This is a genomic window from Pseudoalteromonas sp. TAP-3C, from assembly GCF_059888565.1.
Genome location: NZ_CM187618.1, coordinates 3,008,615 through 3,030,293 on the forward strand (window position 1 = coordinate 3,008,615; position 21,679 = coordinate 3,030,293).

Below are 21,679 nucleotides of genomic sequence, written 5' to 3' on the forward strand. Positions count from 1 at the left end.
TTCATCTGTGTGGACACGTCGAACAAATAAGTTCTAAATCGTATAAGGAGGTGATCCAGCCCCAGGTTCCCCTAGGGCTACCTTGTTACGACTTCACCCCAGTCATGAATCACTCCGTGGTAAACGTCCTCCCTAAGGTTAGACTATCTACTTCTGGAGCAACCCACTCCCATGGTGTGACGGGCGGTGTGTACAAGGCCCGGGAACGTATTCACCGCGTCATTCTGATACGCGATTACTAGCGATTCCGACTTCATGGAGTCGAGTTGCAGACTCCAATCCGGACTACGACGCACTTTAAGTGATTCGCTTACCTTCGCAGGTTCGCAGCACTCTGTATGCGCCATTGTAGCACGTGTGTAGCCCTACACGTAAGGGCCATGATGACTTGACGTCGTCCCCACCTTCCTCCGGTTTATCACCGGCAGTCTCCTTAGAGTTCTCAGCATTACCTGCTAGCAACTAAGGATAGGGGTTGCGCTCGTTGCGGGACTTAACCCAACATCTCACAACACGAGCTGACGACAGCCATGCAGCACCTGTATCTCAATTCCCGAAGGCACAGCAAAATCTCTTTCGCCTTTTGAGTATGTCAAGTGTAGGTAAGGTTCTTCGCGTTGCATCGAATTAAACCACATGCTCCACCGCTTGTGCGGGCCCCCGTCAATTCATTTGAGTTTTAACCTTGCGGCCGTACTCCCCAGGCGGTCTACTTAATGCGTTAGCTTTGAAAAACAAGTCCGAGGACCCGAGCTTCTAGTAGACATCGTTTACGGCGTGGACTACCAGGGTATCTAATCCTGTTTGCTCCCCACGCTTTCGTACATGAGCGTCAGTGTTGACCCAGGTGGCTGCCTTCGCCATCGGTATTCCTTCAGATCTCTACGCATTTCACCGCTACACCTGAAATTCTACCACCCTCTATCACACTCTAGTTTGCCAGTTCGAAATGCAGTTCCCAGGTTGAGCCCGGGGCTTTCACATCTCGCTTAACAAACCGCCTGCGTACGCTTTACGCCCAGTAATTCCGATTAACGCTCGCACCCTCCGTATTACCGCGGCTGCTGGCACGGAGTTAGCCGGTGCTTCTTCTGTCAGTAACGTCACAGATGTGAGGTATTAACTCACACCCTTTCCTCCTGACTGAAAGTGCTTTACAACCCGAAGGCCTTCTTCACACACGCGGCATGGCTGCATCAGGCTTGCGCCCATTGTGCAATATTCCCCACTGCTGCCTCCCGTAGGAGTCTGGGCCGTGTCTCAGTCCCAGTGTGGCTGATCATCCTCTCAAACCAGCTAGGGATCGTCGCCTTGGTGAGCCATTACCTCACCAACTAGCTAATCCCACTTGGGCCAATCTAAAGGCGAGAGCCGAAGCCCCCTTTGGTCCGTAGACATTATGCGGTATTAGCAGTCGTTTCCAACTGTTGTCCCCCACCTCAAGGCATGTTCCCAAGCATTACTCACCCGTCCGCCGCTCGTCATCTTCTAGCAAGCTAGAAATGTTACCGCTCGACTTGCATGTGTTAGGCCTGCCGCCAGCGTTCAATCTGAGCCATGATCAAACTCTTCAATTAAAAGTTTTTTCTTCCCACTCAATTAAGAGATGAGACTGCTCAATGAATTCTGAATTTATTTAATATCTTTCGATATTGAATTGACTGTGCCGAAGCAACTTATAAATAAGTTACTTCTGTTGGTCACTCAGTTTCTCTTTCGAGAAAACACATTGAGACTCTAAATTTTTTGCCTTACTTAGTAAACTAAGTTTGGCTGTTAGAACTCAATCTGTACGAGTGCCCACACAGATGATTGCTTTATATTGTTAAAGAGCGCTGCGATTAAAGCGTTAAACTTTATCTCGCTAGGGCTGCGCATATTACGCTTTCCACTTTTTTTGTCAACACTTAAATTAAAATTTCCGAAAAATTCTAAACTCAAGTTTTACTCGACTAACTGATTAGCTTGTGCAGCTTAAGCGTTGCCTGCTCTGCCGTCTCAGTGGGGTCGCATTATAGGGAGATCCAAAAACAGATCAACCTTTTTTTGAAGAAAACTTGAAATAAATGACTGTTCGCACAAAATTACAACTAAACGTTTAAAAAGACAACTAAACTCAAGCATATTTAGCTTTAAGTCATGTCATAAATTATTTTTTTATGATCCTTACGATAAGACATATATAAATTAACCTGTTATTTAGTTATGGATTTTCCAGACATATCTATCTCTGTTGAATTGATATATCTGAAGCTTACTAAAACCAGTCAACCTGGTTATCGCGAACCGGCCAAGTTAATTGTCGCCTAATAAGGTAGGCTACCTTTATTAATTTGGGTGCTGGTGTTTTTTAATGGTAAAGCAAATTGAGTAGAACTTATCATGCCTTTTTTACTGTGTAATAAATTTTAGGCATTAAAAAGCCGAGCATAAGCTCGGCTTTTTGGTGTCTCTTTAAAGACTTACTCTGCAGACTGTGCGTCTTCTTGAACTTCTTCGCTAGTCGCTGGGCGACCAACTAGTTCAATATAAGCCATTGGTGCATTATCACCAGAACGGAAGCCACACTTAAGAATACGAGTGTAACCACCTGGGCGGTCTGTATTGCGAGGACCGATTTCACTGAACAATTTACCAACTACTTCATTATCACGCGTGCGGGCAAATGCTAAACGGCGATTTGCTACGCTGTCAGTCTTAGCCAGTGTGATTAAAGGTTCAATTACACGGCGTAACTCTTTCGCTTTAGGCAAAGTAGTTTTGATGATTTCATGTTTCACCAAAGAACCTGCCATATTGCTAAACATCGCTTTACGATGGCTACTGTTACGGTTTAATTGACGACCACTCTTACGATGGCGCATGACCCTATCCTTCTAACTAAACTAATATAGTGATTTAGATTATTCAGCTAGGCTTGCAGGTGGCCAATTTTCTAGGCGCATACCTAGAGAAAGACCACGTGAAGCTAGCACGTCTTTAATTTCAGTTAGAGACTTCTTACCTAAGTTAGGTGTTTTAAGAAGCTCAACCTCAGTTCGCTGAACTAAATCACCGATATATTGAATTTGCTCGGCTTTCAAACAGTTTGCTGAACGTACTGTTAGTTCAAGATCATCAACTGGACGAAGTAGAATAGGATCGAATTCTGGCTTCTCTTCTTTCTCTTCTGGCTCAGTTACATCACGTAAATCTACGAATGCATCTAATTGCTCAGCTAAGATAGTCGACGCACGACGGATCGCCTCTTCAGGATCGATAGTGCCGTTTGTTTCCATATCAATGATTAACTTGTCTAGGTCTGTACGTTGCTCAACACGGGCTGATTCAACCGAGTACGCAATTCGTTCAACTGGGCTGAATGATGCATCAAGCAGCAATCGACCAATTGGACGCTCATCGTCATCAGAGGATAAACGACTAGATGCTGGCACATAACCACGACCACGCTCAACACGAATACGCATGCTGATCTCGCTGTTACTTGTAGTTAAATTACAAATAACGTGATCTGGATTAGCAATTGTTACATCGCCATCGTGCTGAATATCTGCCGCAGTCACAGGGCCTACACCAGATTTAGCCAGGGTCAGAAAAACTTCATCTTTGCCTTCTAACGTTACCGCTAGACCTTTAAGGTTTAGTAGTATTTCAATGATGTCTTCTTGTACGCCTTCTTTCGCGCTGTACTCATGCAATACACCGTCGATTTCAACTTCGGTTACTGCACATCCAGGCATAGACGATAACAGTATACGGCGTAAGGCATTACCCAAAGTGTGGCCAAAACCACGCTCAAGTGGTTCTAAAACTACTTTAGAACGCGTTGGGTTGATAGCGTCGATATCGACTAATCTTGGTTTTAGAAATTCTGTAACAGAACCCTGCATTTTATCCTCTCTTAACTCTTAACTTTACTTAGAGTAAAGTTCGACGATTAGTTGTTCATTAATGTCCGCAGACAGGTCTGAACGCTCAGGTAGGCGCTTAAAGCTACCTTCCAGTTTTTTACCGTCAACTTCAACCCAAGTCGGCTTTTCACGTTGCTCAGCCAACTCTAGAGCAGCGATGATACGTGCTTGTGTTTTAGACTTCTCACGAATTACCACAGTATCTTCTGGAGCAATTACGTATGAAGGAATATTCACAACACGACCATTAACTAGAACCGCTTTGTGACTTACTAACTGACGTGCTTCAGCGCGTGTGCTAGCAAATCCCATGCGATACACAACATTGTCTAAACGTTGCTCTAAAAGCTGTAACAAGTTTTCACCTGTATTACCTTTAAGGCGAGCAGCTTCTTTGTAGTAGTTACGGAATTGCTTTTCTAATACACCGTAAATACGACGTACTTTTTGCTTTTCACGTAATTGTAAACCGTAATCAGATAAGCGACCTTTACGAGCGCCATGCTGACCAGGTGCAGTCTCAAGTTTACACTTAGAGTCGATAGCTCTTACGCCGCTCTTAAGGAACAGGTCAGTACCTTCACGACGACTCAGCTTGAGCTTAGGGCCCAAATATCTTGCCATGTTATTTCTCCTAACCTATTGTTAAACGCGACGTTTCTTCGGTGGACGACAACCATTGTGTGGTATTGGCGTCACGTCAGTAATGTTGGTAATACGGTAACCAGCAGCATTCAAAGCACGTACAGCAGATTCACGACCTGGACCTGGACCTTTAATGAAAACTTCTAGATTTTTTAAACCGTATTCTTGAGCAGCAGTACCTGCACGCTCTGCAGCAACCTGAGCAGCAAATGGTGTTGATTTACGTGAACCACGGAAACCTGAACCACCGGCAGTAGCCCATGATAATGCATTACCTTGACGGTCGGTAATTGTTACAATAGTGTTGTTGAAAGAAGCATGAACATGAGCCATACCATCAGCAACTTGTTTTTTAACCTTTTTACGACGAATTGGTGTCTTAGCCATTTTACTATCCCCTTATCGCTTAATAGGCTTACGAGGACCCTTACGGGTACGCGCGTTAGTCTTTGTTCTTTGACCACGAAGTGGTAAAGAGCGACGGTGACGTAGGCCACGATAACAACCAAGATCCATAAGGCGCTTGATATTTAAAGTAACTTCACGACGAAGATCACCTTCAACAGTGTACTTGCCAACTGCTTCACGCAGTACATCAAGTTTTTCGTCTGAAAGTTCACCGATTTTTGTGGTCTCGGCGATACCAGTCGCTTCTAAGATAGCCTTAGAGCGAGTCTTACCTATGCCATAAATAGCTGTTAAACCAATAACTGCATGTTTATGATCAGGGACGTTAATGCCAGCGATACGGGCCACTAACACATCTCCTATATTTGAATTTGGTAATCATCTGTTTGAAAAGCCCGTAAGGATACTCAAACGAGGACCAAATCACAACTAAAAACACAGGCCGAGAAACCTCAGCCTGCACGACTGTTTACTTAGCCTTGCCTTTGCTTATGCTTAGGCTCACTGCAAATTACGCGTACTACACCAGCACGTTTAATAACTTTACAGTTACGGCATATTTTCTTAACGGAAGCACGTACTTTCATTGCTCAACTCCGTAAACTGACCTTATCGACCGTAGCCTTTAAGGTTCGCTTTTTTCAGCACAGAATCATACTGATGAGACATCAGATGAGTCTGTACTTGTGCCATAAAGTCCATGATTACAACAACGATAATCAAAATTGATGTACCGCCGAAATAGAATGGCGTTTGCCATGCCATAGTCATGAATTCGGGCACCAGACAGATAAAGGTTATATACAAAGCACCTGCCAATGTCAGGCGTGTCATCACTTTATCAATGTATTTAGATGTCTGCTCACCTGGACGAATACCTGGGATAAATGCGCCAGATTTCTTCAGGTTGTCTGCTGTTTCACGTGGGTTAAAAACCAACGCTGTGTAGAAAAAGCAGAAGAAGATGATAGCCGCAGCTAAAACCATCGCATACAAGGGCTGACCTGGAGTCAACGCTGTAGCAACTGATTGTAGCACATCAGCAACCGGACCTTCACCCTGGCCGAACCAGCTTGCAATTGTACCAGGGAACAGAATTATACTGCTAGCAAAGATTGGTGGAATAACACCTGCCATATTTACTTTCAGAGGTAAATGCGTGCTTTGAGCAGCAAAGACCTGACGACCTTGTTGACGCTTGGCGTAGTTAACAACGATGCGTCGTTGACCACGTTCAAAAAATACAACAAGATAAGTAACAGCAAATACTATAACCGCAACCATCAACAGTACAAAAACATTCAAATCACCTTGGCGCGCCATTTCGGCTGTCGAACCAATAGCAGACGGCAGGTTAGCTACAATACCAACAAATATTAGAACTGAGATACCGTTACCAATACCACGTTCTGTTATCTGTTCGCCCAACCACATAAGAAACATAGTACCCGTTACTAAGCTCACCACTGCGGTGAAATAGAAACCCATACCTGGGTTAACAACTAACCCGTTCATCATGCCCGGTAAGCTAGTAGCAATACCGATTGATTGGATAGTAGCAAGCACAAGCGTGCCATAGCGTGTGTACTGGCTTATCTTTTTACGCCCTTGCTCACCTTCTTTCTTAAGCTCTATAAACGGCGGATACATATGCGTTAATAGTTGCGTAATAATCGAAGCCGAGATATACGGCATGATACCCAGTGCTAACACTGAAGCTCGCTCAAGCGCACCACCGCTAAACATGTTGAACATCTCAACAATGGTGCCCTTTTGTTGCTCGAAGAAATCGGCAAGTACAGCGGCGTCAATCCCAGGGATCGGCACAAATGAACCTAGACGGTATATTATGATAGCACCTAATACGAAGAGTAATCGGCGCTTCAATTCCGAAAGTCCACCTTGTGCACTTTGTTTATCTTGACCTGGTTTAGCCATTAGTACTTCCTTAGTCTTCTACCTTGCCTCCGGCAGCTTCGATAGCTTCGCGTGCACCTTTAGAAGCCTTAAGGCCTTTAACGGTAACAGCGCGTGAAACTTCGCCAGATTTAACAACTTTAACGAACAGAACGTTCTTTTTAACTAGACCAGCTGCTTGTAACGCGCTTAGGTCTACCACATCGCCTTCAACTTTAGCGATTTCGTATAGGTTTATTTCTGCAGATACTAACGATTTGCGAGAAGTGAAACCAAACTTAGGTAGACGACGTTGCATAGGCATTTGACCGCCCTCAAAACCAACGCGTACTTTACCGCCAGAACGTGATTTTTGACCTTTGTGACCACGGCCAGCAGTCTTACCAAGACCAGAACCGATACCACGACCAACACGTTTTGGAGCAGTTTTTGAACCTGCAGCAGGTGAAAGTGTATTCAAATGCATCGAATTACCCCTCTACCTTAACCATGTAATAAACCTGGTTAATCATACCACGCACACATGCTGTGTCTTCTAACTCAACAGTGTGATTGATACGACGTAAACCAAGACCGCGTAATGTAGCTTTATGCTTCGGTAAACGACCGATAGAGCTTTTTACTTGTGTTACTTTTACAGTTTTATTAGCCATGGTTTACCCCAAAATCTCATCTACTCGAAGACCACGTTTTGCAGCGATCGACTGAGGAGAATTCATGTTCTCAAGAGCTGAGATCGTTGCACGTACAACGTTGATCGGGTTAGTAGAACCGTAACATTTAGAAAGTACGTTCTGCACACCAGTCACTTCAAGTACTGCACGCATAGCACCACCTGCAATGATACCAGTACCTTCAGAGGCTGGTTTCATAAACACTTGTGAGCCAGCATGACGTCCTTTAACAGGATGCTGTAATGTGTTGCCATTTAGGTCTACGTTGATCATGTTACGACGTGCTTTTTCCATTGCTTTTTGAATAGCAGCTGGAACTTCACGTGCTTTACCATAACCAAAACCTACTTTACCTGCGCCATCACCAACTACAGTTAGTGCAGTAAAGCTAAAGATACGACCACCTTTAACTACCTTAGACACACGGTTCACCGCGATTAACTTTTCAGCTAAATCAGGCTGTTGTTGCTTTGCTTCTACGTTAGCCATTGTCTACTCCTAGAATTGCAAACCGGCTTCACGCGCAGCATCAGCTAGCGCCTTCACACGGCCGTGATATTTAAAGCCACTGCGATCAAAAGCAAGTTTTTCAATGCCTTTGTCAGCCGCACGTTCAGCAACCGCTTTACCCACTGCTTGCGCAGCTGCAACGTTGCCTGTGCCTTTAACTGTTTCGCTAATAACTTTCTCAACAGTAGAAGCAGCAGCCAGTACATTACCCTCAGCGTTTACAACTTGAGCGTAAATGTGACGTGGCGTGCGGTGGATAACAAGACGCGTTGTGCCTTGTTCAATATAATTTCTACGAGTGCGTTTAGCACGACGTAGACGAGCTGTTTTTTTATCCATCGTCTTACCTTACTTCTTCTTAGCCTCTTTACGGCGTACATTCTCATCTGAATAACGAACACCTTTACCTTTATAAGGCTCAGGTTTACGGTATGCACGAATGTTAGCAGCTGTTTGACCAACTAACTGCTTATCTACGCCCTTAACTAGAACTTCTGTTTGGCTTGGAGTTTCAATTGTAATTCCCTCAGGAACTGCAAAATTAACTGGGTGCGAGAAACCAAGAGTTAAGTCTAAAACTTTGCCCTTAGCTGCAGCACGGTAACCAACACCTACTAACTGAAGTTTCTTCTCGTAACCTTCATGCGTACCAACAATCATATTGTTGATTAGAGCGCGAGCAGTACCTGCTTGTGCCCATGCATTGGCTACGCCTTCACGAGGTAAAGTTGTAATAACGTTGTCGTTAACTTGTACTTCAACTGCGTTGTTGATGGTACGAGTAAGTTCACCGTTTTTGCCTTTAACTGTGATTTCCTGGCCTTTTAATGTAACTTCTACACCGGCAGGAACGTTTATTGGTGCCTTTGCTATGCGAGACATAGTTCCCCTCCGATTAAGCTACAAAACCAATGATTTCACCACCAACGCCTGCACTACGTGCTGCGCGGTCTGTCATTAGGCCTTTAGAAGTTGATACGATAGCGATACCTAAACCACCCATTACCTTTGGTAATTCGTCACGTCTCTTGTAGATACGTAGACCAGGGCGACTTACACGCTGGATATTTTCAATAACAGCTTTGCCTTCGAAGTACTTCAACTCGATAGAAAGCTCAGGTTTTACATCACCACTTACTGAAAAGTCTGCGATGTAACCTTCATTTTTTAATACATTAGCTACTGCTACTTTCAGTTTTGAATTAGGCATCGTTACAGATACTTTTTTCGCTGACTGACCGTTACGGATTCGTGTAAATAAATCCGCGATAGGATCTTGCAAGCTCATAGTCTTACTCCCATGATTCTATTACCAGCTAGCCTTTTTAAGGCCAGGAATTTCACCGCGCATAGCTGCTTCGCGAACTTTAATACGGCTCATGCCGAATTTGCGAAGGAAACCATGTGGGCGGCCCGTAATGTTACAACGATTACGTTGACGTGCAGGGCTAGAATCACGAGGTAAAGCTTGTAGCTTAAGTACCGCGTCCCAACGATCATCTTCAGATGTATTTACATCACTGATGATAGCTTTTAGTGCTGCACGCTTTTCAGCGTACTGAGCAACTAGTTTAGTGCGCTTTGCTTCGCGCGCTTTCATAGAATTCTTTGCCATAACCCTACCCTTATTTCTTGAATGGGAAGTTAAACGCTTCTAACAACGCACGGCCTTCCTCATCTGATTTCGCAGATGTAGTGATTGTGATATCCATACCGCGTACACGGTCTACTTTATCATAATCAATTTCTGGGAAGATGATTTGTTCACGTACGCCCATGCTGTAGTTACCACGTCCATCAAAAGACTTAGCACTTACACCACGGAAGTCACGGATACGTGGGATAGCGATTGAAACCAAACGCTCAAAAAAGTCCCACATACGCTCGCCGCGTAGGGTTACTTTACAACCAATCGGGTAGCCTTCACGCACTTTGAAGCCAGCAACAGATTTGCGTGCTTTAGTGATTAAAGGTTTCTGACCAGAAATAGCTTCTAGATCCGCAACAGCGTTATCTAAAATTTTCTTATCAGCTAAGGCTTCGCCTACACCCATGTTCAATGTGATCTTTTCGATCTGAGGGACTTGCATGACAGAGCTGAAACCAAACTTCTCTTGAAGCTCAGCAACTACTTTGTCTTTATATACTTCATGCAGTTTCGCCATCATTCTACTCCAACTATTAGATAGTTTTACCAGTAGATTTAAAGATACGTAATTTCTTACCATCTTCAATCTTGAAACCTACACGATCTGCTTTACTCGTTTCCGAGTTGTAGATCGCAACGTTTGATACGTCGATAGACGCTTCTTTCTCAACAATACCGCCAGCTTGGTTCATTTGTGGAACCGGCTTTTGGTGTTTCTTGATTAAGTTAATGCCTTCGACAAATACTCGACCAGACTCGGTTACAACTGAAAGCACTTTACCGCGCTTACCTTTGTCTTTACCTGCTAGTACGATGACTTCGTCATCACGACGGATTTTTGCTGCCATGATAGACTCCTTACAGTACTTCTGGGGCTAGTGAAACGATTTTCATGAACTTATCATTACGAAGTTCGCGAGTCACAGGGCCGAAAATACGAGTACCAATAGGCTGCAAGTTATCATTTAAGATAACAGCCGCATTGCTGTCAAAACGGATTAATGAACCGTCTGGACGACGAACGCCTTTTTTGGTACGCACAACTACCGCGTTTTTAACATCACCTTTCTTCACTTTACCGCGAGGAATCGCTTCTTTTACAGAAACTTTAATGATATCGCCAATCGCTGCATAGCGACGGTGTGAACCACCAAGGACTTTTATACACTGCACTTTGCGAGCGCCGCTGTTATCAGCAACTTCCAGCTGAGTTTGCATTTGGATCATGTTAATGACCTCCGGTGTAGTTATTACAACTGTCTTAAATTGGTTTAAAATCAAGACATTTAGGTTAAAAACCACTCAAAAAACATATTAGATGTCTCTTAAGGGCGGGCAATTGTATCAGCATTGAGGGGGGAGTGGTAGGTTATTTTTTAATTAATTTAAATAGCGATGCTGAATTAAAATCAGGTTATTTGGGCTATTAGCTTTAAGTTACTACTGTTTATAAAACAAACAAGGCCTTTTTACCGTGCCTTGTTTGTATCAAAAATATAAATCAGCCAAACAAGCCTTTTAACTTATCCTTAATTTTGTCCTTGGCTTTTTCTTTTGCTTCATCTTTAAGTGCGCTGCTTACATCTAATTTTATGCCCACATCATGGAATGGACCTTTTATCCGTAGAGGAATTTTAAAGCCCGTACTGTCATCAGTAGTGCCTTGGCCTTCAATGGAGTCAACTACACCGGTTACTAATCGGTAATTAACTAACGTTTGTGGTAAATCAACGTCTCCTTCACCTGATATGCGTATCAACGGGCTGATTAGTGACAAGTCGGTATTTTTACCTACGCCATTGCTAAAATTAAAGCTTCCCGAAAGTGCCGAAAAATCGGTTTTTTCTGATTCTTCAAACCCTGTATTTAACCCTTCAGATGCGGCATTTAAGTTGCCTTTAATTAGCTCTTTGCCCTTACGTACCATTTGCGCAACGTTTGCCCCTTTAACTGCACCATCAGCAAAGTTAAACCCAAGTTTGCCATTTAAACCATTAATAAAGGTTTTTTGGCTTTGCCCTGCTGTCGTTAAATTCCAGTTTAAAGCGCCTTTTCCCATTAATTTATCAAAGCCTGCTGCATCAGTAAGTAATGGCTGTGCATCTATTTTGTCTAAGTCAAAGCGGGTCGCTATTTTATAAGGTCTATTTTGGGCATTAACAGTAATTTCTCCTTTACCTGTTCCCTCATAAGCGGCAAAGCTATCTAAGCTTACTTTAGCTATGCTATTTTTAAGTGCCACGGTAAATTGGTTAGCGCCTAATTTAATGTCGTTCACTTTTAATCCACTTGAACGCACAATCACATTTGCATCTAATGCATTTAAGCCACTTAAATCAATGTTAGTATCATCCCATACAATGGGTTCTGCAGGCTTAGATTCCTCTTTTGCTGGGGCTTCATTTTTTGCTACGGTTTTTGGTAAGTAAGGGTTTAAATCAAGCATCCCTAGGTTAATCTCAGCATTGAGCGCTACACGATTACCCAAATTCAACTTACTTTTACCTTTAATCTCGAGTGCATCGAGCGTTGCAACTAATTCAGTTAGGTTAAACTCTTCACCGAGCAAGTGTATTTCGGCATTGATACTAAAGGCGTTAAACGCATTATCTTTTGCGTTTAATTCTATACCTTGCCAGTTAGCGATATTTTTAACCGACTCACCATTAAGCGTTAATAATCCTTTAATGTCTTGCCCTTGTTTGGCTATGCTGCCATCAAAGTCTAAATTAACTAAGCGCGAGTCAAGCGTTTGCTTTACATTAAATGCAGTACCTTCAATGATTTTTGCTGGTGTATCAAGTTTTACATCAAGCTCAAAGCGCTCTTGCATATAAGTAATACCACCCGTGACTTCGAGTCGTTTACGCAATGAAGGCAGTAATATAGCTAATTCTAAATCGTTAACTTGCTGTTTAGCACCCGTTTGACCATCTAAATAGGTAAATGACCCGCCATATATGGCAACCTCACCTAATTGAATATCAAAGTTTTCAGGTAATTTGACCGCCCCGCCCGATTGAGTTTGTTGCTCAGGTTGCTTGGCTACTGCATCAAATAATTGCCAGTTTGCTTTACCATTTTTATCGGTTTCGAGCAGAATATCAGGCTCATTAATAACAAACTTTTCTAGCTGTAGCTCACCACCGAGTAATGACAACCAAGGAATATGAACGGCAAGTTGCTGCATGCTTGCCATATCAGCGCGAGAGCCCGTTTTCATGTTGGCAAAATGCACGTCATTTAGCTCTAATTTTAATGCAGGGAATACACTGAGGGTTTTATCCCCCTTTATCGTTAATGTCCGCCCGGTTGTCTTTTCTACCTGCTCAGACACTTTAGTAAAAATGGTATCGGTAGGAATTAGAAATGGTGCAGCAACAATTAACGCTATACATAGCAATAATATGACACCAATAACTTTAAATAAGGTCTTCATGATCATCCTTTCAAATAGGTAAATAATGTTCTTATCATAGCGGGAGTTAGCACTAAAAGCATTGCCCAATAACGAAAAGCCTACTTTTTTGAAATTGAAGAGCATGATTACATTCCCTCAATTGTTAGGTATGATACGCTCCTCTGTTGTATTTAGCCTAAATAAGCTAAAATGAAGCGACTAAAAAATATATCTAATTGGAGAGTCTACAAAGCATGAAAAAACTGCTAATTTCACCGTCAAAAATGGCATTAGGCGAGCAAGAAAACCATATTTATCAAAACATTCTGAAGCAATCTTCAGAGCTAAGCCTAAACTTAATGGCCGTGAAAGTAGAAAACCACCCAGATGATTTTTTAGGTTGGTGTTACGAACTGCTAAGCGCAAGCAAAGATCGCATTAATTACGATTTACTTGAAAAGAAACAACTTCCCTTATTAAAAAAATTACACGATCAGCTCATTTCAGCTATTAGCTTTCTACAGTTAAAAACATTACGAGTAGCACCTTGGCCAGTAGTAAGTATGTTTGTTGAGCAACATAAAGAACTTGTAGCGCTAGATGAGCAGTTACGTTTAACTGCTTATATTGCAGGCCTACGTGAGCAACCATTAAAAGAGATGAGCCCTGAAGATTTACTCGCTTTTAGCGGCAAGCATATGGCATCCCTCAATCCAAGTACCTATAACTTTGATGTGGAATGGTTTGCTTCTACCAAAAGTGCCAAAGGCTTTCATCAAATGCTCGCCGACCTACCCGGTTCATTTGATGACGCTCTTAGCAATATCCCACTTGAGGGTGATGTAGCACAAAGTGATTATCAACAATTTGTAATTGCCTACTTAGATGCATTTAATGACAGTGATGAAAAACCAACACTGGCGCCTGCAACTCGACTACTTGCAATGCGCCGCCCTGATGTATTTACACCGCTGAGCAATAGTCGTTTAGATGCACTTTGTTCTGCTTTAGGTACCACTAAATTAAATAACCGCGACTTTGAGCGTTACTGGCAAGATATAGTGCAAAGTATTCACGCTATGTCGTGGTTTAAAATGGCTAGTGCTGGTAATGAACTGGAAGAAAAACTAGTAAGTATTAAAGCACTTATACCTTGCTTTTTTTATTACGCAGATACAAATACTGCTGATAACTCAAACTATATTAAATTACTTAATAAACCTACACGTAACACGTCGAGTACCGGTAAAGCAAAGCGTAGAGGAAAGGAATCGGCTGAAATATTAGTAGACCGCGCACTTGCTGCTGATGATATTCCAGAGCATATTCGTGCTAAGCGTGACTCTATTATTAGCGAAGTACAAAAGGGCCGCGGCGTAAACGAAACAATTACCCTAATGCGCACCATTTTTGGTTGATTAATCAACAAGCAAACCCAATTAGCCTAGCAGCGCTTTGATGGTGCAGCTGGGCTTCCTTTTGCACCAGCAAAGTGAACCTTCTAAATAATCACTTTTTTATACCTTCCTCACATTATTTTCAACGCATTGTTTTATAAAACAAAAACAATTTATATGCGAATAAATTCAATCTGGCACATACAGTGCAATTCCCCTTGCAGTAACGCAGTAATACGCCGCCATTCAAAAGGTTGTAGCCGTTTATAATAAAAACCTTGGCGTGCAAAATCATACAATGGGAAATGAAACATGCTAAAACCTGACGAATCCCCACAAAATAAAAATTAATGGTAGACTCTCATGATTATTTGTGATCAAATTTTTTCACTATAAAAAAACTCACTCATAATCATGAAAGCCACCGAAATATTACACAAAGATATTGCCATTGCCTACCCTGAAATTCATAAAACACGTTTAAATACAGTCTTTACGTTTGTTAACTCAGGCTTGCGTGACCAGCGCGTTACTGTCACTTACCTAGGCCGCGGATTAAAATCATTTTCTAATACCGATAAAAAACATGATATTAAACGCGCAGACCGTTTGATTGGTAATGCTAACCTGCATCAAGAACGTCTTTGTTTCTATGAACATATGACCGAATGCTTAGTAGGCCAGCAACAACACCCACTTATTATCGTTGACTGGTCACCTATTAATGGCGGCGAAATATTTCAAGTGCTCAGGGCAAGCATACCAATGGGGGGAAGAGCGTTAACGCTCTATGAAAAAGTGTATCCTGAAAGCGAATTAAATACCGAAGCGGCTCATCAACACTTACTCGATAGCTTGGCACAGTGTTTACCTGCAGATTGTCAGCCTATTATTTTATCTGATGCTATTTTTAGAACGCCATGGTTTAAAGCCATAGAAGATAAAGGCTGGTATTGGCTTGGGCGCGTCAGAGGCAATGTGACCTTATCTAGCGACCTTGAGACATGGCGAAATTGTAAATCATGGTTTGAGCAAGCAACAGATAAACCACACCTTCTGACACAGATTTACTACGGAAAAACAGTTCGTTTCGCGTGCCAAGGTGTTTTGTTTAGAGGGAAAAACAAGGGACGTAAAAAAATCAAAAAACGGGGTGGGCAATCTCAATGTACAACGGTTAAATACCAACAACAAAAGGCCAAAGAGCCTTGGCTACTTGTGTTTAATTTACCTACACAATTTACAGATAAGCCTCAACGGATTGTGACTTTATATAAACAACGTATGCAAATAGAAGAAAGTTTCAGAGACACTAAGAATGCAAAACTTGGCATTAGTTTAGCCTTTGCAAATTCAAGAAGCGCAGAAAGGTTTGATAATTTATTGCTCATAGCGGCGTTAATGTTGTTTGTCTTATGGTGCATAGGGTACACCGTGTCGGCACAACAAGGGGATGCGGCATTACAAGCGAATACAGAGAAAAAACGACGAGTATTGTCCTATATTTATCTTGGCAAAGAAGTGGTTGATGATCCTAGGTATGAGCCTGATGGGCAGTTCATTATTTATGTGTATAGCCAGTTGTCACTTCTGACTATACAAATTGATAATTTAGGCTAAATTCGTGGGGATCTCTCAGTGCTAAAACTACAAAAAACAATACTCATCAGTGCATTGGCATTAACAGGAATGACATCAACAACGACCTTTGCCGAAGTAACAGCAAATGCAGCAGCGACTTCTAACTACTTATGGCGCGGACAGGAACAAACAGGGGGCGATGCCGCAGTATCTGGCGGTATTGATTACGCCAATGAATCGGGCTTTTATGCGGGTACGTGGGCGTCAAATGCGTCTTGGGCCGATGAAATGACCTACGAACTAGACTTATACGCCGGTTTTGGCGGCGCTATTAATGAAAACGTAAGTTATGACGTAGGGTATATTTATTACGCTTACCCAGATGCGGCATCAGGTGCCGATGCTGATTTTTCAGAAGTTTACGGCAGCATTAGTGTGCACGGTTTTACATTTGGTGCAGCCGTACTTGCAACATCTGCTGCCAGTGGCGACGGTACTGATTTTGGTAATTCACTGTATTTAAACGCCGATTACAGTTTTGCTGTTGGTAGTAATGGCACTGAAATGACGCTACACATAGGTCATTACTCGGGTGATTTCATCGGTGATGACAATATTATTGATTATGGCATATCCGTTTCTAAAGATGGTTTTACTTTTGGCTTATCAGATAACGACATGGACGGCTCAGATGTTAAAGCTTATGTAACCTACGCTGTAGACTTTAGCTTATAAAAAGAATGTGTTACTTGCTGCAACACTAAGGGCCGAAAGGCCCTTTTTCGTTTAGGGGGGCTAAATACTCATAACTCCCTCTAAGATTAGCTTCTAAAGCGCCCAATTATATTATCCGCCTTGGTTGATCAACAACTACCTCGTTGCTGTTAAATCTTTCCGCATTGGTATTATTTTCTCTGTTTCAAATAAGCTTTTTTATACTAATTCGCTAAAACAAAAAGGCCGCACTAAATGCGGCGGCCTTTAAATAAATAACTTACGTTAAAACTTAGCTAAGTTATTTTTATTGTCTTTATCTACAAGCTTAATGTACGGGTCTACTCCTGCGTACATTGGTTTTTCTTTTACTTTGAGTTCAATGGTATTTGTACCAGACACTATTTGATGCTTTTGTGAGTAAATTACAAAATCTTTAGCGAGTAAGTTTTCTGGGTTGTCACTAAATAAGGCAATATCAATCAACTCATCAAGTGGTTGCTCGGTTTCTTCACCTTGACCATCGGCCCGCTGTTTAGTTGCTTCAACACTCAGGGTTACCGTGTAAAAGCCTTGGTTATCAGTGCTATCTGTAACCGATACCTGTTTCATTTCAAGCTCATAAAGCGTTATATATTTAAACTGATCGTCAATAAAGCGTTGCTCTGCTTTTGTTGCATCTTGTTTTAAATAACTCAATAAATCGAGTGTGGTTGGATATGGCGTTGATTGGTATTTAAACTCATTCAAAAATGCTTTAAGTGCTGCATTTAAACGTTTTTCACCTAAGCGATCATATAGCGCCATCATCACAACTGAGCCTTTATTATAGTGAAGATACTGCTGAGCCTGCGTTTTATACAGCGGCATTTCTTCAAACGCCTCCCCTGTACGGCCCATTAAGTATTTGTCTAGCTCGTATTTTAAAAACTTACGTAGCTTCTCGGCGCCAAAGCGTTTTTTTAGCACCATAAGCGCACTGTATTGAGAGAGCGTTTCTGATATAACGGCACTGCCCTCTACATTAGCACCTGATACTTGATGTCCCCACCATTGGTGCGCCACTTCATGTGCGGTTACATAATAAGGTAGGTCAACTTTACTCTCATCCCTTAAATCTGTAACAAAACCAATACTTTCTGAGTAAGGCACTGTATTAGCAAAACTTTGTGCAAATGAGCGATATTTAGGAAACTCAATAATACGCAGCTGTTTATGCTGATACGGGCCAAATGCTTGCGTATAGTAATCTATCGAATCTTGTACCGACTCAATCATGCGGTCAACATTCCATGCATGATCTTTGTGGTAGTACACTTCAATGTTTACACCGTTATACTCAACCTTTTTGCTTTCAAGCTCAGCCGAAAGCACAGAATAAAAGTTTAAAATAGGGGAATCCATTTCATAAACAAAAGTACGGCGCCCGTCTTTTACACTCTCACTTTTTAAGTAACCAGGTGTAATAGCAAATTGCGACTCATCGGTGGTTACCGTTGCCTTGTAGCTTATAAACCCATTAGCAGGGCCAAACTCATTTTGCGTATAATAGCGGCTATCTTCTAGTTTATGTGCACGCTCAAGTTCGGGTAAATCGTGCTTACGACGCTCATACTTATCCGCAATTTGAAAATACTTTTGATAACCAAAATTCGGTAATAACTCTCCATTATTTATAAAAGTACCGTTATACACCAGCTGAGTATCTGAATATCTATCAACAAAACCGTTATGCTCGCGAGAAACTGAAAGCTCACCTTCGCGTACTTCATTAGGCATTAGCGGTTGTTCAAACTCAAACCATACCATGTCAAATTCTGACAAACGCTCTACTATTTTCCCGCCGGCCATTTTTACATCCCAGCTTTTAGCGTGGTTAGGCTCGTTAATTAACACACGAGTTATTGGCTCGTTAGCGGTATTAGTAAACTTAATTTTAGCAACGGCGGTTAATGCACGCTTTTTAGGGTAAATATCAATATGTAAATTGACATCGGTTATTACTGGGAGTGGCAAATCTTTGTATTGTGAAAATTCTTGCTCATACCTTACTTGTAGAGTTTCGTTATCATCACTTGTTACAAATTCGTTGAGCACACGGGTATTGTAATAAATGCTATAACCCGCCCCCACAAATACTAATAAACTGATAGCGGCAGCAATCTGACCTTTTAAAGACATGTTGTAACGCATTAAAGATAAACGAGTACGCAATGTTTGCGACGGGCCGCGATGCCACAAAGCAAATCCAACAATAGTCAAAAATACACTTAATGCGCCCCAATATAGGGTGTACCAATGCGCGCCTTGTAAAAAGTGTCCGTAACCGTTTATATCAGAATACGGTACGCTACTACTTTGCGAAAAGTGATACATATGATGCTCAAATCCGTAAGCACCCATTACCATTTGGGCAATGTAATACAGAATAAATAACCCCATACCTATATATTTATTAGGGCTAATTATTTGTAAAAAGAACGCCAAAATAGCCATCATAATTAAAGGCAGTAATGTAAGATAACCTAACCTAAATAAGTACTGACCAAGCTCTAGATTAAATTGCCCCTTAAATAATTGCACCGCAATGGTAAACATCATACCTACTAAATAAAGACCACACACTGCAGTAATTAATGCGATAATTTTAGATACCCAAAACACACTGTTATGAACCGGGAAGCTGTCAACAATGTCGCCCATACCACTGTGGCGTTCTCGCCAAACCAGCTCTGCGCTGTAATAAGCAATAATGATAAACATAAACAAACTAGAGGTGTTTTGAATAATGCTCACCATGTTTTGTGTAAGTGGCCAATCCGTTGTGCCATACGCGCCAATAGGCGCAAAGAGTGGCACAAGCAACATAGTAATACTTACACCGGTTAAAATCATAAAAGGCGCACTTAATATAACTTGCTTAAGTTCAAATAAACTGCGCATTACTAGTTGCGATTGCGTATTTACACCTTTTGACTTGTGGTTTTTAGCGCTGCTAATAAGTGCTGCTTGTTTATTTTTTACAAACGTAGATACAGCAAATTGTTTTTTTTGTTTTTTAGCCACGACGCGATTACCTAACTTTCCGAGGCCAAAAAACATCGCTAAACTTATTGCTATCCACAAAATACGGTTAATTAAAAAATCGCCCGAGAGCGTTAACACTTCGGTATTTTTATCACTTACAGTCCAGTAACGCGTTAAGTCAATTAACGAACCTGACCCGAATGGGTCGGCGTATACAACAATATTTCTAAATGCTAAATCATCAAAATAGATGCCCGCTATTTGATAGGTTATAAAAATCACTACAGCTGTAATATATACCGCCATCATGGTTTTAAAATACACGGCCACACTATTAAAAATAGCACTAAGCACCAGTAAACTAGGAATTGCCAAATAAACATAAGGAGCGACGTAGTATATTAGCTTGTTTGGGCCTACTAGTTCACTATCGAGCCAGCCAACCAATAAACCAAATTGCGATCCTAAAAACACACCCAGTGGCACAGTTAAAAAAACAACGAGCACAACCAAGTAAGCACCAAAAAAACGCCCAGATTGATAAGCAAGAGGGTTAACGGGCTTACTAAACACCAGCTCATCCATTTTGCTCTCACTGTTGCGAATAGCAGAGCTGGCAACAAAGTTAACCACTAAAAACATAGCAAGCGTACAAAAGGTAACCGTTAAAACCATAATGGTATAAGGCGAGTTCATATGAACATTAGCCCCACCTAGCGGAAGCTTACTACTAGAGCTTATAAAAAACGCCATAAAAAAGAAGATTAACGACGTCACATAAAACGAAGGTTGGCGCACAAAATAGCGCAGCTCAAACGCGAGCATATTAAAAAACATAGCGCCCCCTTATGCTACTTGGCTGTTACGATGATTAAGCAGCGTAGAAAAATACACATCTTCTAGGTTTGCGCTACTCACTTCAAAGCCCTCAGGTGCTTGCTCTGCTAATACATGTAATATGGTTTGCCCAGCAAATAAGCGTTTTGAAATAACAGGCAGCTGTGATTCAAGCTCTTGCGCTTCTTCTTGGCTCATGGCCTTGCGCCAAATTTGCCCTTGCAGTTTATCGGTCAGTGCGATTGGATTACCTTCTAATAAAATTTTACCGCCAGCTAAAACGGCCATGTTTGGGCAAAGCTCTGCTACATCTTCAACAATATGGGTTGATAATATAACTACTTTTTGTTCTCCTAAACTCACTAGTAAGTTGTGAAAACGATTACGCTCTTCAGGATCTAAACCTGCCGTTGGCTCATCAACAATTAATAAATCAGGGTCGCCCAATAATGCTTGTGCAATACCAAAACGCTGGCGCATTCCGCCCGAAAAACCGCTTACCGCTTTTGAACGATGTTGATACAAGTTAGTGTGCGCCAGCAACCCTTCAACCGACTCTTTACGCTCAGTTTTGTTGTGAATACCTTTTAAAACAGCCATATGATCCAGTAAGTCATAGGCACTTACACGCGGATAAACACCAAAATCTTGTGGCAGGTAACCCAAACGCTGACGCAGTGCTTGTGGGTCATTAAATACATCAATACCATCAAAAGTAACCAAACCGGTGTCTGCAGATTGCAAAGTAGCAATGGTTCGCATAAGTGAAGATTTACCAGCTCCATTAGGGCCGAGTAATCCAAACATACCTTTACCAATTGATAAATCAACACCTTGCAGTGCATGTACGCCGTTGTCGTAGGTTTTTGATAACCCTGTTATTGAGAGCATTTTTACTTCCTTGAATTATAAATATTATTTTTAAACTGCTTTATACCATATTAAAAGCGGGAACGTAATTTAGTAACCGGTTAACTTTGTAACAATAAATAACCGTAATTTGCCTAATA

23 protein-coding genes and 1 rRNA gene are annotated in these 21,679 nt (G+C 41.8%); 3 read left to right on the top strand and 21 right to left on the bottom strand.

The window, feature by feature from the left end:
• Positions 1–43 precede the first annotated feature (43 nt).
• The 19 genes from AC6H44_RS14105 to AC6H44_RS14195 form a co-directional block, all read right to left on the bottom strand.
• Positions 44–1,577: ribosomal RNA gene (locus AC6H44_RS14105) — 16S ribosomal RNA — on the bottom strand.
• Positions 1,578–2,462: 885 nt separating this feature from the next.
• The gene (gene rplQ / locus AC6H44_RS14110) at positions 2,463–2,864 is read right to left on the bottom strand and encodes a 50S ribosomal protein L17 (RefSeq protein ID WP_500736262.1); all 402 of its coding nucleotides are present in this window, start codon (positions 2,862–2,864) and stop codon (positions 2,463–2,465) included.
• A 39-nt stretch (positions 2,865–2,903) separates the two neighbouring features.
• Positions 2,904–3,890, bottom strand: a complete 987-nt coding sequence (locus AC6H44_RS14115) for a DNA-directed RNA polymerase subunit alpha (RefSeq protein ID WP_500736264.1) — start codon at positions 3,888–3,890, stop codon at positions 2,904–2,906.
• 24 nt (positions 3,891–3,914) lie between these two features.
• Positions 3,915–4,535 carry a 30S ribosomal protein S4 gene (gene rpsD / locus AC6H44_RS14120; RefSeq protein WP_500736265.1) on the bottom strand — a complete coding sequence of 207 codons (621 nt, stop codon included), beginning with the start codon at positions 4,533–4,535 and terminating at the stop codon, positions 3,915–3,917.
• Between the two features lie 21 nt (positions 4,536–4,556).
• Positions 4,557–4,943 carry a 30S ribosomal protein S11 gene (gene rpsK, locus AC6H44_RS14125; RefSeq protein WP_002959471.1) on the bottom strand — a complete coding sequence of 129 codons (387 nt, stop codon included), beginning with the start codon at positions 4,941–4,943 and terminating at the stop codon, positions 4,557–4,559.
• 12 nt (positions 4,944–4,955) lie between these two features.
• The gene (gene rpsM, locus AC6H44_RS14130; RefSeq protein ID WP_500736267.1) at positions 4,956–5,312 is read right to left on the bottom strand and encodes a 30S ribosomal protein S13; all 357 of its coding nucleotides are present in this window, start codon (positions 5,310–5,312) and stop codon (positions 4,956–4,958) included.
• Between the two features lie 125 nt (positions 5,313–5,437).
• The gene (gene rpmJ, locus AC6H44_RS14135) at positions 5,438–5,551 is read right to left on the bottom strand and encodes a 50S ribosomal protein L36 (protein WP_002959476.1); all 114 of its coding nucleotides are present in this window, start codon (positions 5,549–5,551) and stop codon (positions 5,438–5,440) included.
• A gap of 22 nt (positions 5,552–5,573) precedes the next feature.
• A complete protein-coding gene (secY, locus tag AC6H44_RS14140) occupies positions 5,574–6,902 on the bottom strand; it encodes a preprotein translocase subunit SecY (RefSeq protein ID WP_500736268.1) in 1,329 nt (442 codons plus the stop codon).
• A gap of 10 nt (positions 6,903–6,912) precedes the next feature.
• A complete protein-coding gene (rplO, locus tag AC6H44_RS14145) occupies positions 6,913–7,347 on the bottom strand; it encodes a 50S ribosomal protein L15 (protein WP_500736269.1) in 435 nt (144 codons plus the stop codon).
• A 4-nt stretch (positions 7,348–7,351) separates the two neighbouring features.
• Positions 7,352–7,534 carry a 50S ribosomal protein L30 gene (gene rpmD, locus AC6H44_RS14150; RefSeq protein ID WP_008115384.1) on the bottom strand — a complete coding sequence of 61 codons (183 nt, stop codon included), beginning with the start codon at positions 7,532–7,534 and terminating at the stop codon, positions 7,352–7,354.
• A 3-nt stretch (positions 7,535–7,537) separates the two neighbouring features.
• Entirely contained in the window at positions 7,538–8,044 is a 507-nt protein-coding gene (rpsE, locus tag AC6H44_RS14155) for a 30S ribosomal protein S5 (RefSeq protein WP_008115387.1), read from the bottom strand.
• Between the two features lie 9 nt (positions 8,045–8,053).
• Positions 8,054–8,404: a 50S ribosomal protein L18 gene (rplR, locus tag AC6H44_RS14160; protein ID WP_500736271.1), complete on the bottom strand. Its 351-nt coding sequence runs from the start codon at positions 8,402–8,404 to the stop codon at positions 8,054–8,056.
• Positions 8,405–8,413: 9 nt separating this feature from the next.
• The gene (gene rplF, locus AC6H44_RS14165; RefSeq protein ID WP_500736273.1) at positions 8,414–8,947 is read right to left on the bottom strand and encodes a 50S ribosomal protein L6; all 534 of its coding nucleotides are present in this window, start codon (positions 8,945–8,947) and stop codon (positions 8,414–8,416) included.
• 13 nt (positions 8,948–8,960) lie between these two features.
• Positions 8,961–9,353 carry a 30S ribosomal protein S8 gene (gene rpsH / locus AC6H44_RS14170; RefSeq protein WP_016899320.1) on the bottom strand — a complete coding sequence of 131 codons (393 nt, stop codon included), beginning with the start codon at positions 9,351–9,353 and terminating at the stop codon, positions 8,961–8,963.
• 21 nt (positions 9,354–9,374) lie between these two features.
• Positions 9,375–9,680 carry a 30S ribosomal protein S14 gene (gene rpsN / locus AC6H44_RS14175; protein ID WP_006794245.1) on the bottom strand — a complete coding sequence of 102 codons (306 nt, stop codon included), beginning with the start codon at positions 9,678–9,680 and terminating at the stop codon, positions 9,375–9,377.
• A 10-nt stretch (positions 9,681–9,690) separates the two neighbouring features.
• A complete protein-coding gene (rplE, locus tag AC6H44_RS14180) occupies positions 9,691–10,230 on the bottom strand; it encodes a 50S ribosomal protein L5 (RefSeq protein ID WP_010392500.1) in 540 nt (179 codons plus the stop codon).
• 16 nt (positions 10,231–10,246) lie between these two features.
• Positions 10,247–10,561: a 50S ribosomal protein L24 gene (rplX, locus tag AC6H44_RS14185; RefSeq protein WP_394193988.1), complete on the bottom strand. Its 315-nt coding sequence runs from the start codon at positions 10,559–10,561 to the stop codon at positions 10,247–10,249.
• Positions 10,562–10,571: 10 nt separating this feature from the next.
• Complete coding sequence (gene rplN / locus AC6H44_RS14190) at positions 10,572–10,940, bottom strand: 50S ribosomal protein L14 (RefSeq protein WP_011329449.1); 369 nt, start codon at positions 10,938–10,940, stop codon at positions 10,572–10,574.
• 274 nt (positions 10,941–11,214) lie between these two features.
• Positions 11,215–13,152, bottom strand: a complete 1,938-nt coding sequence (locus AC6H44_RS14195; RefSeq protein WP_500738437.1) for an AsmA family protein — start codon at positions 13,150–13,152, stop codon at positions 11,215–11,217.
• Positions 13,153–13,367: 215 nt separating this feature from the next.
• On the opposite strand from AC6H44_RS14195, the gene AC6H44_RS14200 reads away from it, so the two are divergent.
• The 3 genes from AC6H44_RS14200 (at position 13,368) to AC6H44_RS14210 (ending at position 16,826) form a co-directional block, all read left to right on the top strand.
• Entirely contained in the window at positions 13,368–14,531 is a 1,164-nt protein-coding gene (locus tag AC6H44_RS14200; protein WP_500736274.1) for a hypothetical protein, read from the top strand.
• 393 nt (positions 14,532–14,924) lie between these two features.
• Positions 14,925–16,130, top strand: coding sequence for an IS4 family transposase (locus AC6H44_RS14205; protein WP_500735106.1), 1,206 nt, complete (start codon positions 14,925–14,927; stop codon positions 16,128–16,130).
• 18 nt (positions 16,131–16,148) lie between these two features.
• Entirely contained in the window at positions 16,149–16,826 is a 678-nt protein-coding gene (locus AC6H44_RS14210; RefSeq protein ID WP_500736275.1) for a TorF family putative porin, read from the top strand.
• A 264-nt stretch (positions 16,827–17,090) separates the two neighbouring features.
• On the opposite strand, the gene AC6H44_RS14215 is transcribed toward AC6H44_RS14210, so the two are convergent.
• Positions 17,091–20,669, bottom strand: a complete 3,579-nt coding sequence (locus tag AC6H44_RS14215) for an ABC transporter permease/M1 family aminopeptidase (RefSeq protein ID WP_500736276.1) — start codon at positions 20,667–20,669, stop codon at positions 17,091–17,093.
• Between the two features lie 9 nt (positions 20,670–20,678).
• Complete coding sequence (locus AC6H44_RS14220) at positions 20,679–21,560, bottom strand: ABC transporter ATP-binding protein (protein WP_500736277.1); 882 nt, start codon at positions 21,558–21,560, stop codon at positions 20,679–20,681.
• Positions 21,561–21,679 lie beyond the last annotated feature (119 nt).